Origin of the sequence: Desulfocucumis palustris, from assembly GCF_002933875.1 — a bacterium.
Classification (GTDB): Bacteria; Bacillota; Desulfotomaculia; order Desulfotomaculales; family Desulfocucumaceae; genus Desulfocucumis; species Desulfocucumis palustris.
This window is the reverse complement of sequence record NZ_BFAV01000071.1, coordinates 1-15,490: the sequence shown is the minus strand read 5'-3', so window position 1 is coordinate 15,490 and position 15,490 is coordinate 1. Positions and strand designations below refer to the sequence as shown.

Annotated in this window: 14 protein-coding genes; 11 read left to right on the top strand and 3 right to left on the bottom strand. The window is 49.9% G+C overall.

The genetic code is table 11. The features are described from left to right. Nucleotides 1-161: 161 nt before the first annotated feature. From DCCM_RS05140 to DCCM_RS05125, 4 genes are all read left to right on the top strand, one after another. On the top strand, nucleotides 162-1,418 hold the full coding sequence (locus DCCM_RS05140) for an L-lactate MFS transporter (RefSeq protein WP_373855398.1): 1,257 nt from the start codon (nucleotides 162-164) through the stop codon (nucleotides 1,416-1,418). 137 nt (nucleotides 1,419-1,555) lie between these two features. Next, nucleotides 1,556-3,106, top strand: coding sequence for a DHA2 family efflux MFS transporter permease subunit (locus tag DCCM_RS05135; RefSeq protein ID WP_104371375.1), 1,551 nt, complete (start codon nucleotides 1,556-1,558; stop codon nucleotides 3,104-3,106). Nucleotides 3,107-3,196: 90 nt separating this feature from the next. Continuing rightward, a complete protein-coding gene (locus tag DCCM_RS05130) occupies nucleotides 3,197-3,619 on the top strand; it encodes a MarR family winged helix-turn-helix transcriptional regulator (RefSeq protein WP_104371374.1) in 423 nt (140 codons plus the stop codon). Between the two features lie 106 nt (nucleotides 3,620-3,725). Beyond that, nucleotides 3,726-4,016 (top strand): late competence development ComFB family protein, encoded by a 291-nt coding sequence (locus DCCM_RS05125; RefSeq protein WP_231702666.1) that lies wholly within the window; start codon nucleotides 3,726-3,728, stop codon nucleotides 4,014-4,016. A 5-nt stretch (nucleotides 4,017-4,021) separates the two neighbouring features. Here DCCM_RS05125 and DCCM_RS05120 read toward each other — a convergent pair whose 3' ends face one another. Further along, nucleotides 4,022-4,750 (bottom strand): geranylgeranylglyceryl/heptaprenylglyceryl phosphate synthase, encoded by a 729-nt coding sequence (locus DCCM_RS05120; RefSeq protein WP_104371372.1) that lies wholly within the window; start codon nucleotides 4,748-4,750, stop codon nucleotides 4,022-4,024. A gap of 551 nt (nucleotides 4,751-5,301) precedes the next feature. On the opposite strand from DCCM_RS05120, the gene DCCM_RS05115 reads away from it, so the two are divergent. The 4 genes from DCCM_RS05115 (at nucleotide 5,302) to DCCM_RS05100 (ending at nucleotide 10,078) form a co-directional block, all read left to right on the top strand. Continuing rightward, the gene (locus tag DCCM_RS05115) at nucleotides 5,302-5,742 is read left to right on the top strand and encodes a hypothetical protein (protein ID WP_104371371.1); all 441 of its coding nucleotides are present in this window, start codon (nucleotides 5,302-5,304) and stop codon (nucleotides 5,740-5,742) included. A gap of 387 nt (nucleotides 5,743-6,129) precedes the next feature. Further along, nucleotides 6,130-8,028: an ABC-F family ATP-binding cassette domain-containing protein gene (locus DCCM_RS05110; protein WP_104371370.1), complete on the top strand. Its 1,899-nt coding sequence runs from the start codon at nucleotides 6,130-6,132 to the stop codon at nucleotides 8,026-8,028. Nucleotides 8,029-8,124: 96 nt separating this feature from the next. Next, the gene (locus DCCM_RS05105) at nucleotides 8,125-9,321 is read left to right on the top strand and encodes a RelA/SpoT-related domain-containing protein (RefSeq protein ID WP_104371369.1); all 1,197 of its coding nucleotides are present in this window, start codon (nucleotides 8,125-8,127) and stop codon (nucleotides 9,319-9,321) included. A 106-nt stretch (nucleotides 9,322-9,427) separates the two neighbouring features. Further along, nucleotides 9,428-10,078: a potassium channel family protein gene (locus tag DCCM_RS05100; protein ID WP_104371368.1), complete on the top strand. Its 651-nt coding sequence runs from the start codon at nucleotides 9,428-9,430 to the stop codon at nucleotides 10,076-10,078. A gap of 6 nt (nucleotides 10,079-10,084) precedes the next feature. On the opposite strand, the gene DCCM_RS05095 is transcribed toward DCCM_RS05100, so the two are convergent. Beyond that, nucleotides 10,085-11,119 (bottom strand): GNAT family N-acetyltransferase, encoded by a 1,035-nt coding sequence (locus DCCM_RS05095; RefSeq protein WP_104371367.1) that lies wholly within the window; start codon nucleotides 11,117-11,119, stop codon nucleotides 10,085-10,087. Between the two features lie 198 nt (nucleotides 11,120-11,317). Here DCCM_RS05095 and DCCM_RS05090 point away from each other — a divergent pair, with 198 nt between their 5' ends. From DCCM_RS05090 to DCCM_RS05080, 3 genes are all read left to right on the top strand, one after another. Next, on the top strand, nucleotides 11,318-12,154 hold the full coding sequence (locus DCCM_RS05090; protein ID WP_104371459.1) for a nitrilase family protein: 837 nt from the start codon (nucleotides 11,318-11,320) through the stop codon (nucleotides 12,152-12,154). 202 nt (nucleotides 12,155-12,356) lie between these two features. Next, the gene (locus tag DCCM_RS05085; protein WP_104371366.1) at nucleotides 12,357-13,013 is read left to right on the top strand and encodes a ferredoxin-like domain-containing protein; all 657 of its coding nucleotides are present in this window, start codon (nucleotides 12,357-12,359) and stop codon (nucleotides 13,011-13,013) included. Nucleotides 13,014-13,338: 325 nt separating this feature from the next. Next, nucleotides 13,339-14,058, top strand: a complete 720-nt coding sequence (locus DCCM_RS05080) for an ABC transporter ATP-binding protein (protein ID WP_104371365.1) — start codon at nucleotides 13,339-13,341, stop codon at nucleotides 14,056-14,058. A gap of 6 nt (nucleotides 14,059-14,064) precedes the next feature. Here DCCM_RS05080 and proB read toward each other — a convergent pair whose 3' ends face one another. Continuing rightward, nucleotides 14,065-15,192 carry a glutamate 5-kinase gene (gene proB / locus DCCM_RS05075; protein ID WP_104371458.1) on the bottom strand — a complete coding sequence of 376 codons (1,128 nt, stop codon included), beginning with the start codon at nucleotides 15,190-15,192 and terminating at the stop codon, nucleotides 14,065-14,067. Between the last annotated feature and the right edge of the window lie 298 nt (nucleotides 15,193-15,490).

The window sequence follows — 15,490 nt, the reverse complement described above, 5'->3', positions numbered from 1 at the left end:
TGGATTAACAACTGTATGCCATAGTGCAGGCTTGATTCCCCAAGCCTGCACGGATGACATAACCAATTCCGTGCGGCAGTCAGGTATAAAGAAGAAAAAATCAAATCTTGCCATTATTTTTCTCTTAATGGGTTATCCATAAAAAATGGAGGTGCATTAATTTGTCCACCAATCAACCCAGTATAACCACTGCCTGGTTGAAGGTTTTCGCCGGCACCGGCGTCAACCTGTGCCTGGGGGTTCTATATACCTGGAGTGTTTTTGCGGCTGCCTTGAAAGCTCAGCTAGGCTGGTCCGCTACCCAGAGCCAGTACCCCTACACGGTGGCATGCTTGATATTCGCGGCCTGCATGATACCCGGCGGCCGTATGGTCGACAGGATCGGCCCTCGCTGGGTGGTCACCGCAGCGGCTGTTTTTGTAGGCGCCGGCATGCTCCTCAGCGGCGCGACAACGACTTTAACGGGCATTATCATTGGTTTCGGCCTCCTGGTCGGTGTGGCCCTGGGCTTTGGTTATGCCGCCCCCACCCCGGCTTCGGTCAAATGGTTCCAGCCCCACAAAAAAGGCTTAATAGTCGGTCTGGTGGTCGGCGGTTTCGGCGGCGCCTCCATCTACACCGCGCCTCTGACCAACTACCTGATGAGCACCTACGGTGTGCAAGGCACCTTCTACATTCTGGGAGCCATCTTTTTTGGAGTTATGATTATTCTGGCCCAGTACCTTTCATTACCTCCCGCAGGCTATGTCCCTTACGGCGGACCGGCGCCGCAAACCAAAGCGGCCACGGCCTCCTCTTCGAAGCTGGATTTCACCCCTGGTGAAATGCTTAGAACCCCCCAGTTCTACCTGCTGTGGCTGATGTTCCTGTTTGGCGCCTCGGCCGGCCTGATGATTATAGGCCACCTGGCCACCATTTCCAAGGTACAGGGCGGTATCGCCTGGGGTTATATCCTGGTGGCGGTGCTGGCAGTGGCCAACGCCGGCGGGCGGATTTTCTTCGGGTGGCTGTCCGACAAAATCGGGCGAACCAACACCATGCTACTGGTCTTCATCATTCAGGCGGCTAATATGTTCCTGTTCGTCAACTACACCAGTACCGTTACCCTGCTTATCGGATCGATCCTTACCGGGGCAGCCTACGGTTCGCTGCTGTCACTATTCCCGTCGGCCATTTTCGACTATTACGGGATTAAAAACGGCGGATTCAACTACAGCATGGTATTCTCCGCCTGGGGCATCGCGGCGACAATAGGTCCCATTATCGCCGGCCGCGCCATGGACCTCACCGGGGGCTACGGCGCCGGTTACATGATTTCAGGAGTTCTGCTCCTGGTTGCGGCCGCGCTGACCTTCGTGACCAAACCGCCCATCGCCAAGCCCGGTGTGGCAATATCGCCTACGGGAATCAACCAATAGAGCTTGCTTTCAAAAACCCGGCCGGGGGAAAACTCCCCCGGCTCTTTTATTTGCGATAACCTTGGACACGAACTTAATAATCAGTTATTATTTAGTATGTGTAATATTGGTATACTAAAAAAGACTGGGATGATCATATGGAGGATAATCAAAAACAGCGAGCCGGCTATTGGTTACCCCTGTTTGTGGTAGTGCTGGGCGCCTTTGCCGCAATTTTGAACAACAGCTCGGTAAACGTGGCCATACCCAAAATGATGGCCATTTTCGGCGTATCCGCAGGGGATATACAGTGGGTGCTTACAGCCTATATGCTTACATCCGGTGTGGTAATCCCCATCATGGGCTATCTTGGGGACGCTTACGGCGCCAAAAGGATTTACCTGTACTGTTTAATGGTGTTTACCGCCGGCTCGGTTTTATGCGGTCTTTCCTGGAACAATAATTCCATGATAGCCGCCAGGGTGATCCAGGGCATAGGTGGAGGAGCAATAATGCCCATCAGTATGGCAATAATATACAGAATTGTGCCCAGAGAAAAAATAGGCATGGCGCTGGGAGTATGGGGCATGGCGGCGGTAACCGGACCCGCCATCGGCCCCACCCTGGGAGGATATATAGTGGAACACCTCAACTGGCGATTCCTGTTCCTGATGAATGTTCCCGTGGGACTTCTGGGCATTGCCCTGGGCGGCATGCTTCTTCCGGAAAGCCCCATAAAAAAAGGATTAAAGCTGGATTTCTGGGGATTTCTAACTTCATCCACCGGCTGTTTCGCCCTTTTGCTGGCCTTAAGCCAGGGCCAGAAGGAAGGCTGGCACTCATATTATATTGTTTCCCTTTTCATACTGGCATTTTATTTACTGCTTATGTTTGTTATTATTGAACTAACCACCCCCCAGCCCATGCTTGACCTCAGATTATTTAAGAATAAAATTTTCTCCATTAGTGTAATTGGGGGCTGCGTGGTATACATAGGTCTTTTCGGAGGAGTATTGCTAATTCCGCTTTTTACTCAAAATTTAATGGGCAAATCAGCCATGGATACGGGTATTATGCTTATGCCGGCCGCCCTGGTGACTGCTGTTATGATGCCCGTAAGCGGCGCGCTGTTTGATCGTATGGGCGCCAGGACGGTTACACTTGTGGGATTGACGATACTGGCGCTGGGAACCTTTGAATTTAAAAATTTAAGTATTAATTCCACCACCACGTATGTTATGCTCATCGCCTCCCTTCGCTCCCTGGGAATGGGTTTGTCCATGATGCCCATGACCACCGCGGGAATGAACACCGTACCCGTGCAGGAGGTGGGAAGGGCATCGGCCCTGAACAATGTTTGCCGGCAGGTGGCCGCGTCTTTCGGAGTGGCCGGACTGACCACGATTATGCAGGACAGGCAGGCTTTTCATTACGCCCACCTGGCCGAATCCATTTCCATCACCTCGCCGGTGGCGCCTAATATTATCAAACAGCTGGATGCTTTGCCGGGACCGGCATACACCGGACAGGGAACCGGTCTCGCCCTGGCCTCTTCCCTTGCCGCCAAGGAAGCGGCAATCCTGGCTATCGACGATACTTTTATTGTTGCCGCCGCCATTTGTGCCATTGCCATACCCACTGCGCTCTTCCTGGGAAGAGTCAGAAAAAAGCCCTATGTCCCGGCAGACGCCGTTAATAAAGCTAAATAACCCCGGCAGGCCTATATAGTGCCGGGCGGATTCAGCCAATGGCCCTGATATCCTTGCATAAGTAGTATTAATGTTAATGGGGGTATCCTTATGTGCCTGACACAGGACAAGCTTTCGTCCGCTCTCAACATAGCATTTAAAAAAATGCAAAAATCCTTTTATATCCTGGCCCAGGAGCATAAAATAGCCACTTGTCAGTGGTCGGCGCTAAAAACACTGTACAACCATGACGGGCTTACCATCTCCCAGCTGAGTGAGAAGCTGTTTACCAAGAACAGTTCCATGACCACACTGGTGGACCGTTTGGAAAGGGACGGTTACGTCAAGCGGGAGAGAAAGGCTTCGGACCGGAGGGTGATCAGAATTTTTTTAACTGATAAAGGAATAGCCACAAACAAGAGCCTGCCGGACTTTGAAAAGTATTTTACCGGTATCGCGGGAAAAAAATTAACCCCGGAGGAAATAAACACCCTGAAAAAACTGCTTAACAAATTGTCGGAGTCGATTGATTGATTCAGACCGCCCCATCCGGTTGTCAAGAAGGATTTTAACCATTTAGACAGTATTATATTTTATATTAATTACGAAATGGTAAAATAATAAAAATAATCCGGGAGGAATGAATCCAATGGTGGTCAACTGCACGGAAATTGCCGTTAGGGAACTCTTCCCCGAAGCTCTGAAATCTTATCAGCAAAGAGTAAATAACATCTGCACCTGTCAGCGCTGTCTGGACGACATAGTGGCCCTGGCCCTTAACTATCTGCCCCCCCACTACGTGGGCTCTGAAAGGGGTTCGATTATCACAAGTGTTGATTACCAGCGGCTGGGTGGGAGAACCGAAGTTTTCGCCCGTATTTGCCAGGCCATCAAAGTTGTCTACGAAAACCCCAGGCACCATATAGAATAATTTACTTACCCTGTGCCCTGTTTTTTCCCCGGGCCTCTGTCATGAACAAAACCGGCTATTTCCAGGGCGCTCCGCCAGTCATCATAGAGCACGTTCCCTATTATCAGTGTATCTACAAAACCGGCCATGGCTTGGGCCTTTGCAACGTCCGATATTCCCCCGCCGTAAACCAGGTGAATTTTGTCGCGGCTGCCGGCAACAGCTTTAACCAGGTCCGGATCGCCGAATCTGCCGCTATATTCTATATACAACAACGGAAAATTGTAAATCCCCTCCGCCATGGCCGCATAGGCCAGGGCGTCATCCAATCCCACCTCCCCCACCCCCGTCAGCCTGCCCGCGGCAGAATTGCGGTTGCAAATTATATAGCCCTCGGTAAGCACCCTCCCCCAATCAATTAACCTCCCGAATACTTTAATTGCCTCCAGGTAATAATCTGAAAACCATTTCTTATCACCGGCATTTATTACAAAGGGTATAAAATGAGCGTCAACTCCGGCAACCACGGCAGAGGCGCTTGAAATCTCCTGGACCAGCGGGCCTGTGTAACCCGAGGACTTTATAGCTTCAACCAGGCGGAAACTGTTGTCAAAGGTTATCCCCTGGGTGCCTCCCACAACCACCGCATTAAAACCGGGATGTTTTATTACTGTAAGTATCTCCCCGGTTACCGGTTTATCCGGGTCCAGTTTGGCCACCAGCCGCCAGTTCCGCCAATTTTCATCGGGCCACATGCCATTTCCTCCACTATTATGAGTTGGATAATTAAAAAAATTAGAATTACAATTATTGATACTATATATAATACAGGCCACCGGCTTTAGATTGAAACAATTTAACGAAAAAAAATGACCGCCGGGGCTACTTGCGGTATTTTTATTTTAATGGTGACAAATGGATTGATTAAAATATCACAAGCAACAAAAATCAAATGCCTACATGTTACATATTTCACTTTATAATTTTTTGCAAAGTGTAGTGACAATCATCCGCCTATCGTGTATCATAAAGACGTAAATAATTTTCATTAGTCCATCAATTCACAATTTTACACACTTCAATATAACGCTTGTGCTAATTCTGACAAGCACAAGCCAAAACCCCTTTAACTTCAAGCGACCACGGCAATCATGTAGTGTACACATAGTGAAACTTTAGACTTTTTCCTATGCCGGTTCGGGATAAAAAATATACCACTGCAAGCGGTTCTATGGTTTCGTTCCACAAGGGGTTCTATAATTTAATCAGCCGATGACGGTACTGTAGGAGATTGGGAGGGATAACAATGTCGGCTATCTCACATGCCGGAACAGACAGCGGGGGTATTGCGTTAAACAATGTTTTTTCAGCCGCGGTAAAATACCTGCGTGGTTTCTTTATAACCAGGGAAATAACCCGGAGTACCAGCATTTATCACGGTGAGTTCTGCTATGATCTGGTTCCGGACACTTCCATCAGAAGTTTTCAGAACATTAAGAATGTGACCATGTTGAAGGCCGGTGACTGCTACGTATATGTATTCGAGCAGCAAGGCTACCAGGGTCAGTACAGAATCGTGAAGCCCGGCGAGGTTTTCAGACCGGAGTTTTGCGGATCAATCATAGTCAGCACAAAAACCCTGTCAATATCAGCAGTCCAGGCGGATACCGCCCCGCCTGACTGGTGCTGGGAATTATCCGGACCGATGTACCTATGGCACTTCTCACCTGTTTACAGGTACGCCTGATAGCAATTTATAATATAAATTAAATTTTAATATACTTTAAGCACGGGACTTATACCCGTGCTTAATATTTTTCCCGCTTTACCGGGAGGCCGTTCCTCTAACTTTCGCCCGGTCTTGCCAGCTTCGCGGTATTGGTTGTGGACATTATGCGTTGGGGACATTATACGTTGGGGACATTCCTCTGAAAGAGGTGTGTCCCCTGACCACTAGAGGTGTGTCCCCTGACCGTTAAAGAGGCTCCCTCGACCCTTAAAGGAGTGCCGCCAGCACGCTCCGCGCCAATACCGTTTTTGAGCGGCCCCGGATAAGTATCTGCCCAGAGCTTTTTCCACTTGTACGATACGCCGGTATAAGTTAAACTTTTACCGTAGCGAGGTGGTTTAAAGCATGATTGTTCTACAGGCCAGCCATGTGCAAAAGTCCTTTGGAGACAATGTGGTGCTGGCGGACATAACCATGGCCGTCCGTGAAAAAGAGCGGGTAGGGTTGGTGGGAACCAACGGGGCCGGCAAATCGACCCTTTTAAAGATACTGGCCGGGCTGACCTCCCCGGATGCCGGTGAAATTATCAAGCCCTCCGGCTTTACCCTTGGCTATCTGGCCCAGGACAGCGGGCTGGATTCGGACAGGACCGTATGGGAGGAAATGATTGAAGCGTTCCGCCCCATACTGGACATGGCAAAAGAACTCCGCCAGCTGGAACATAACCTGAGCACACCGGAGGCAATGTCCCGCTATGATTTGCTGTCCGAGGAATTCCGGCGGCAGGGCGGGTACAGTTACAGGGCCGATACGGCCCGGGTGCTCAAGGGTTTAAATTTTCAGGATGGTCAATTTGATCTTCCAATAAATACGCTCAGCGGCGGACAGAAAACCAGGCTGGCCCTGGCCAGGCTTTTACTTTTAAAACCGGGCCTGCTAATATTGGACGAGCCCACCAACTACCTGGATCTGGAAACTCTCTTCTGGCTGGAACAATATCTCAAATCCTACCCCGGCTCAGTGCTGGTGGTATCCCACGACCGTTACTTCCTGGACCAGGTTGCGGGGATTATTTACGAATTGGAGAATGGCCGGGTAACCCGCTATCCAGGAAATTATTCCAGGTTCATGGACTTGAAAAGTGAAAACATTCACCAAATGGAAAGGGCTTACAAAAGGCAGCGGGAGGAAATTGCCCGCCAGGAGGAATTTGTAAGAAGAAATATAGCCAGGGCCACCACCGCTTCCCGGGCCAGAAGCAGGCTAAAGGCGCTGGAAAAGATAATTCCCCTGGAAAAACCGGCCATTGGCAAGACCGCGTCCTTTTCCTTCGGCATCGAACGGCAAAGCGGCACGGAGGTATTAAAGGCAAAAGACCTGAGCATCGGTTACCCGGGAGCGGCCCTGGCCCAAAAACTAACTTTCAGCATATCCCGGGGAGAAACAGTCGCCCTGGTGGGACCCAACGGCATTGGAAAAACCACCCTGTTAAAAACAATCGCAGGAATAATAGCCCCCCTGGCAGGGCACTTTCTGCTGGGAACCAATGTCAGCATAGGCTATTACCGACAGGAGCAGGCAGCCGCATGGAGCACCAAACAGGCTCTTTACGAAATATGGGATTGTTTTCCGGAAATGGACGAAAAGGATGTGCGCTCGGTTCTGGGGAGCTTCCTTATACGCGGTGACGCGGTTTATAAAACCATGGACGAACTGAGCGGCGGGGAAAGGGCCAGGGTATCCCTGGCCAGGCTGATGTTGCAAAAGCCTAATTTGTTGCTGCTGGATGAGCCCACCAACCACCTTGATATATACAGCAAAGAGGTGCTGGAAGAAACCCTGGTGGATTTTCCGGGAACAATTTTACTGGTATCCCATGACCGTTATTTTTTAAATAAAACCGCCGGCAGAATACTGGAGTTAAATACCGGCGGATTACTGGATTTCCCCGGCAGTTACCAGTATTACCTGGAAAAGAAACAGCAAATGGAACAGGAATTGGACGCCGGGAGCGGGAATGACAATAAACCAGGCAGACAGGCCGGAGAAAACAGGAACAATTATGAATTACAAAAAGAGGAAAAAAGAAGGCAGGAGAAAATACAGCGCAGAATAGAAAAAATTGAGGCGGATATCGCAGAAGCGGAAAAACAGGCGGAAACACTGGAAAAAGAAATGCAGCAACCCGAGGTTTACCAGGATGTTGAACTTCTGATGAACAAAAACAGCCGGCTGGAGGAACTTAAAAGCTCCCTGGAAAAATATTATAATGAGTGGATGGAACTTAATGAAAATAATGTCTGATGATCTTAGGGACCAATGTCGCAAAAAAAAGAAGGATATTTCACCAGCCGGGAAAAATTTTATATAACCCCTTTTTAGAGCTGGGAGGCACATACTTTGAGCGCGAACCTGGAGCAGTTAAAAAAGGAATACTATGATAATTACGAAGATTACGGCACCGCCGCTGATTCTATTGTGGAGGATTTAAAGGCTTTCCTCGAAAGATATCAGCGGGCCTACAGACTGCAGGTTAAACAATATCCCCTTTACCGCTTTGAGGCCAGGGTAAAAAGCTGGGAAAGCATTGCGGATAAAATACAAAGAAAAGAACAGTACAGGAACGCCAAATCATTAAACGACCTGCCCGACACCATAGGAGTATTTATCATTGTGGAACTGGCGGAGGATTTGGAAAAAATTGTTAGACTATTGGATAAAAAGCACGACAAATTGCTCCAAACCTCCCACATATCCTCCCTGGAGCACAGTCCCACCAAACACGAAAACGGGAATCTCTCCCACCATTACGATGGGGTGTATTCTCTTAAAGCCGGGGCTGCCACGGCAAACTATAATTTTGAAATTCAGCTGCGCAGCGAGGTGGAAAACCTCTGGTCCAACATAGAGCACATGTCCTTTTACAAAAACAAAGCAAAAAGCAGGAATGACAGAATATTAAAACGCCTTAAAGAACACTCCTTCAACCTTCTTCTGCAGGCGGACGACGTGCTCAGCATTCTGCGAAGAGAAAGAATGAAGAACGACCTGCTGGATTTGAAGGAAAAAATGTATGAAGCCCTGGAAGGCTATTTTGACGGCATAAAAATACGCGACGCCGAAAGCGTATCGGGATACCTTTACGAATGCTGGGATTTACCCTTCGACACAATGACCGTTGAGGATTTTGAGCATTTATTCGCCGGAGCCTTCAGGGTCAAGGATGAGCAGGTGGACCTGATACTGGAAAATTACACCCCTGACGAAATGCATGACAGGTTATACAACTATCTGAAAAAAAACATGACCTTAAGCGATAAAATTATTTTAAAAATGGGCATTTCCTCCAATGAACCCTACGTGGCGGTGGATTATTTGCTTTCGGACATGGAAGAGGCCTGCTGTACGGAGTGCGGCAAATGGGTAGACTATAACGATGCGGATTTCTTTGCGGCCAAGGTTGAGATGAGGGGAAAATTCTACTGCCGGGAGTGCGCTGAGAAAAAACTCAACTACTGCCAGGCCTGTGGGTCGGTGCTGGTGCCAGGCAAATTCTGCAAAAGTTGTTTTTCCAAGCTGCCTTTCAAGATAAATTGACGCGAGTTGGGGACATACCTTCCCAAGCCTGTTTAAACAGGGAATTCAGCCGGCCTGGTAGGTATGCCCCCCGACCTTATTTCTTAAATAAAAGGGGTATCGGACTATGAAGCAGTTTGCGGTAATCGGCCTGGGGCGTTTCGGCTCCAGCGTTGCCAGAACATTGACCCAGATGGGTTACGACGTGCTGGCCATTGACTCGGATGAAAACAAAGTGGAAGAACTGGCGGACGTGGTAACCCATGCCGTTACCGCCAGCGCCCTGGAGGAAACGGTACTTAAGTCCCTGGGAGTAAGAAATTTCGATGTGGTGGTGGTGGCCATAGGCCAGGATATCCAGTCCAACATTCTTGTGACCCTGATGTTAAAGGAGATGGGCGTAAAAAAAGTGGTGGCCAAGGCCTCCACTGAACTCCAGGGCAAAGTGCTGCAAAAAATAGGAGCGGATATTGTGGTATTCCCGGAAAGGGATATGGGGGAACGGGTGGCCCGCTGGCTTGTATCCAGAAACATTATTGATGTAATCAACCTCTCACCGGATTACAGCCTGGTGGAGCTGGCAGCTCCCGCCGAGTTTCACGGAACGAGCCTTCAGGATTCAGGGTTGAGAAAAAAATACGGCATTACTGTGCTGGCCATCCGCCGTGGCAAGGAATTTATAATTTCCCCCGAAGCCAGGCAAATAATTGAAGAGGGTGACGTGCTTATTGTCCTGGGCAGCAATGAAAAACTAAAACTATTCGAAACCGAGGGCTAAAACCGCTTATAGCATCCTTTCCATGGTGACCCAAATCTGGTATGAGCCGTCCGATTTATTTATTACCGGCATTTTTTTCTTAATTACAAAGCCGCATTTTTTATAGCAGGTCAAGGCCCTGGTGTTGGCCTCGCGCACCGAAATCCACAAAAATTTCAACCCCAGTTTGCTTTTAGCTATTTCCATCATGGCCTGCATGGCCTGGGTGCCTATTCCCAGTCCCCAGAACTGGGGTTCCCCTATTAATATTCCAAGCTCCGCCGAGCTGATCCTGGGCAGTATCTGCTCCACCCACGCCGCGCCCACCTTTTTGCCGGCGTATTCTATCATATAAAGGTGATATTCCTCTCCCTGCCTTTTCCCCGCGGTAAAATTTCTGGGCCCGATGGTGGTCTCAAATATGGAAGTGTCAATGTTTTTCTGCCATTTTTCCCACAGGGAGGCGTCCTCCGAGGTGTAGGGAACCAGTTTGACACCTTTCTTGGAGTTGTCGGAGCCCTCATCCTCCACCACCACGATCTCGGCAAAAAGCTGAGATTCCCGGCCGCTGCCGGCCAGGTCCCAGACCTGTTTCTGTATCCTTGGATCATATAAAAGAGAACCCAGGGGATACAGCACGAAGCCGCCGTCAGCTGTCTTATTTTTAACGCTGATGATTAATTCGCCGCCCTGGCCGCCTGCCGGGAGCTTAACCTTCCTGGCGTCGCAGGGTTCCGCCCCGGTATAGCCGATTCTGACAAAGGAGTGCCTGGGATGTTCCGGAAAACGGGTTACAAGCATTTTTAAAGGCGGCCTGAAACGATGCACAACCTTCGCCTCCCTGTCCAAAACCATCAGGTGGCCGTTGTCCTGCAACAGCTGATGAGGCTTTCTGCTTATCTCACCGGTGGAAAAGGTTAGGTTCAGCCCGGTGTCCCCGTCAATTAATTTATAAAGAAAGCTTTTTATTACTTCAAAATCCTTTATCTCTGCTATAATATCCTTGCACCCTGGAAACATATCACCCAGTTTGGAATCAAATGTTTCTAAATTTTTATCCACGCCAGGGCCCCCTTATAATAAACCTTTCTCTAAAAAGGTCACTTAATATTTAAAAAATTCGTCATCACAGGTTAAATAACCTTCCCCCCCGGGCCATTTCTTTTGCGGCGGCCGGGTGGAAACAATACCGGGCAACATTATCGGGTTATAATATTAAAGCCGGAAAATCACATTAATGCCTGCAAGGAGTTTTATAATATGGAAACTACCCGCATCGCCCTGGTGCAAATGCAAGCAGAAACAGGAAAGATAGAAAGCAACATTAATAAAATTCGTAATTTCACCAGCAGCGCCGCAAGGCAGAAAGTGGACATAATATGCTTTCCGGAACTCTGCGTGCAGGGGTATCACCGTGAGCAGACACCTCCCCTGGCGGAACCCGTTCCCGGGAAAAGCTCCCTGGCCATCAGCCGCCTGTCCCGGGAAGAGGGAGTGATTATACTGGCCGGAATTGCGGAAAAATCCCCTCTGAACAAGCCATATATAACGCAATTGCTGGCCTTTCCCGACGGCCGGGTGGAGATTTACCGCAAAACGCACCTGGGAAGGAGCGAGATGCCCTATTTTTCCCGGGGAGAGGTTCTGCCGGTATTCAGCTGGGAAAAGGCAAGGCTTGGGGTGCAGATTTGCTGGGATCTGCACTTTCCGGAGGTATCCGCCATATTGTCCTTAAAAGGCGCGGAAATAATATTCGCTCCCCACGCCTCTCCCACCATCGTGGGCGACCGCAGGGACATCTGGCTTAAATACCTGTCCGCCCGGGCCTATGACAATACGGTTTTCCTGGCCGCCTGCAATCTGGTGGGCGGGGATGGAACCGGACAGTCTTTCTGCGGGGGGACGATGGTAATCGATCCCAAGGGGAACGTGCTGGCTGAGGATTTCAACGGCGGGGAGAGCATGCTCATTGCCGACCTGGACTCCGCCCTGCTGAACAAAATAAGGCGCCGGGAGTCAGGTTCCATGCGGCACAGCTTCTATCTTGAAGGCCGCAGGCCGGAGCTGTACGGGGATTTATTAATAAATAAAGATTAACTATTAAAATTAAAACCCCTTCCGGATCATTCCGTAAAGGGGTCTTCAATTTCCTACTGGAACGCATTCACCTTTTTGCAAAAGCCCCATCACTTTGATTTTTTAAAGGATTTTTATATAAAAGCGGCGAAAGGATCGGGTATAAATTGGGGACATTCCTTCGGAGAAGGTGTGTCCCCTGACATTAAAAGGAGGTTATATCATGTCTGACACGCCGAAAGGAGCTTTTATCCAGCGGGATAAAGTGACCTACGCCATAGTGCCCCGCTCCCCCATGGGACTGGTAACCCCGGAAATACTGGAGAACATCGCCCGGGTTGCCAAAAAACATGAAATCCCCATAATAAAAATAACCTCCGGCCAGCGCTTCGCCCTGGTGGGCATGAAGCCTGAAATAGTGGACGAGGTATGGAATGATCTGGGAATGAACATAGGCCCGGCGGTGGAACTTTGTGTTCATTATGTGCAATCCTGTCCCGGCACCGCCGTGTGCAGGTTCGGTATGCAGGACTCCCTGGGGCTGGCAGCTAAGTTGGAAAAAATGTTTGTGGGACTGGATTTGCCCGCCAAGGCCAAAATAGGCATTTCAGGCTGTCCCAACAATTGCGGCGAGGGTTTCGTAAGGGACTTCGGAGTTTACGGCAAAAAAAGCGGCTGGACCGTGATGTTCGGCGGCAATTCCGGGGGCCGCCCCAGAATAGGCAACGTGCTGGCCGAAGGGTTAACGGACGAACAGGTGGTTGAACTGGCTAAAAAATGTTTTGATTATTACGGCGCCAACGCCAAGACCAAGGAAAGAACAGCCCGCTTTATAGACCGCATAGGAGTTGAGGAGTTTAAAAAGATCGTTCTGGAATAACTGCCCGGAGGCCGGTCAAAACCCTCACTTCCAGTCTCCTGGAAATCGGGCGAAGTTTTGCCGGCAGCCGCTTTATGGTATAATACTTTATCGTGCGACCCTCCTGCCCCCACTGCCTTAAAACTTTTAAGGCGGGGCAACCGGCCCCGCAGGGTACAAAGGCGAGAAACCCGGACGCCTCCCTATGCCAAAAGGAGGGCATACCGGAAAAAAACCGGGCGCACCTTTTTGCTGGTCGCCCGGTTTTTAATGCTAAATTACTTTTCGAGCAATGAATTAACTTTACATTTTTAACGTGCCGAGTTGCTGACCTGGAGGTTGAAAATTGCCGGAAAACGTTTTGAGTGCTGAGAAGCTGACACTGGTTAAAAATAAGCGAAAAATACTGGATATTCCTTCATTTATTCTCCGGGAAGGTGAAATATTGGCCCTGATTGGTCCCAACGGGGCTGGTAAAAGCAGCCTTTTACAAATACTGTCGCTGCTACAGGAGCCCACCACCGGCGACGTACGCTTCCGGGGAGAAATTGTGCACCGCGGAAACGCCCTGGCTTTCAGGAGGCGGATGGCGGTGGTGTTCCAGGAGGCCCTGCTGCTGAACACCACGGTATTTAACAATGTTGCCCAGGGCCTGCAGTTAAGAAATGTTCCCCGGAGTGAAATTCCGGAAAGGGTCAACCACTGGCTGGAAAAGCTTGGAGTAGCCCACCTGTCCCGGCGCATGCCCCGTTTCCTTTCCGGGGGAGAGGCCCAGAGGGTCAGCCTGGCCAGGGCGCTGGTATTGGAACCTGAAGTTCTATTCCTGGATGAACCCTTTTCCGCCCTGGACTCTCCAACCCGCACGGCCCTTTTGCGCGGAATCGGCAAGCTGCTGAATGATTCGGGAATAACCACGGTTTTTGTCACCCATGACTTTTCCGAGGTTGATTACCTTACCGGCCAGGCGGCCCTGATTAAACAGGGTTGCGTCCAACACAGGGGGGCCTGGGATAAATTAAAATCCGACCTGGCAGTCACCGAAAACAATATATTTTTTAGCGGTTAATCCCCATCATATATCAAGCACCAGATTATTGCGGTGCACCACCTCGTCATAATCCTTGTGCCCAAGCACCCCCTGGATGTCCCGGGTTTTAAGCCCCTTTATAAGGTTGACCTCACCAGCGGAATAATTGACGATACCCCGGGCAATTTCCCTTCCGTCAGGGGCTATGACACTAACCGTGTTGCCCATATCAAAAACACCCTCCACCCTGGTGATACCCGACGGCAGCAGGCTCTTGCCCCTGTGGAGCAGGGCCTGGACAGCCCCCTCGTCAACGTGCAATTTACCCTGAACGGCGGCGCAGTAAGCAATCCAACGCTTTTTATTATCCAGTCTGACCGAGGGCCAAAATACTGTTCCCACCTGCTCACCGGCAACCACCCGGCGAATTATATCCTCCGAGCCCGCCCCGGCCAGCACAGTGGGCAAACCGGAATGCATGGCCATGCGCGCGGCGTGCAGCTTGGTGGACATGCCGCCGGTGCCCACGGAACTGCCGGCCCCGCCGGCCATGGCTTCAATTTCCCTGTTTATCTCCGTAACCATGGGAATTATGATTGCCCCGGGATCGGTTTTGGGATTGGAGGTATACAGGCCGTCTATATCTGAAAGAAGCAGCAACAGGTCCGCGTCGACCAGCCCGGCCACCTGGGCGGCCAGGGTGTCGTTGTCGCCCAGCTTGATTTCTTCCACTGTCACGGTATCGTTTTCATTAATTACCGGAATCACCCTTAACCCCAGCAGCGCATACATGGTGTTGCGGGCGTTTAAAAACCTCCGGCGGTCCGAAAAATCCTCCCTGGTCAGGAGTATTTGGCCCACCATTACACCATATTCGGCAAAAAATTTTTCATACATGTGCATCAGGATACCCTGCCCCACGGCGGCGGCGGCCTGTTTTTCCGGTATGCTTTTTGGCTTCTGGCTATACCCCAGCCTGTTAAACCCCACCCCTATGGCCCCGGAGGTTACCAGCAGAATATCCAGCCCCCGGTTATGCAGATCCGCCAGTTGGCGTACCAGCATCTCCATGCGGGCCAGGTTGGGTTTGCCGGTGTCGTATATTAGCGAACTGGAGCCGACCTTCACCACAATCCGTTTAACTTCACTGAAATCCCTGGCGGGTTTTTGCATATCTTTCACCTGTAAATAATGATTATTATAGAAACAAATAACATTATAACATAATGTTTTTATATTAATCCACAAAATCCCAACGGTATACAAATTTAAATCTCCGCGGACCGGAGATTTTTGGGGTCTAATTTATTAAACGGCTCCAAGGTTATCCCTGGAGCCGAGCAAAAACAAACATGTCGCAAAGGTGAACACTAGAAGAGTGTTGAAAAACACATTGAAAAAACAATAAACATGTTGCTAAACTACCGCCCGAGGCCGTTCAAAAAGCTCCAGATGCAAGGCGCGGCAAGGC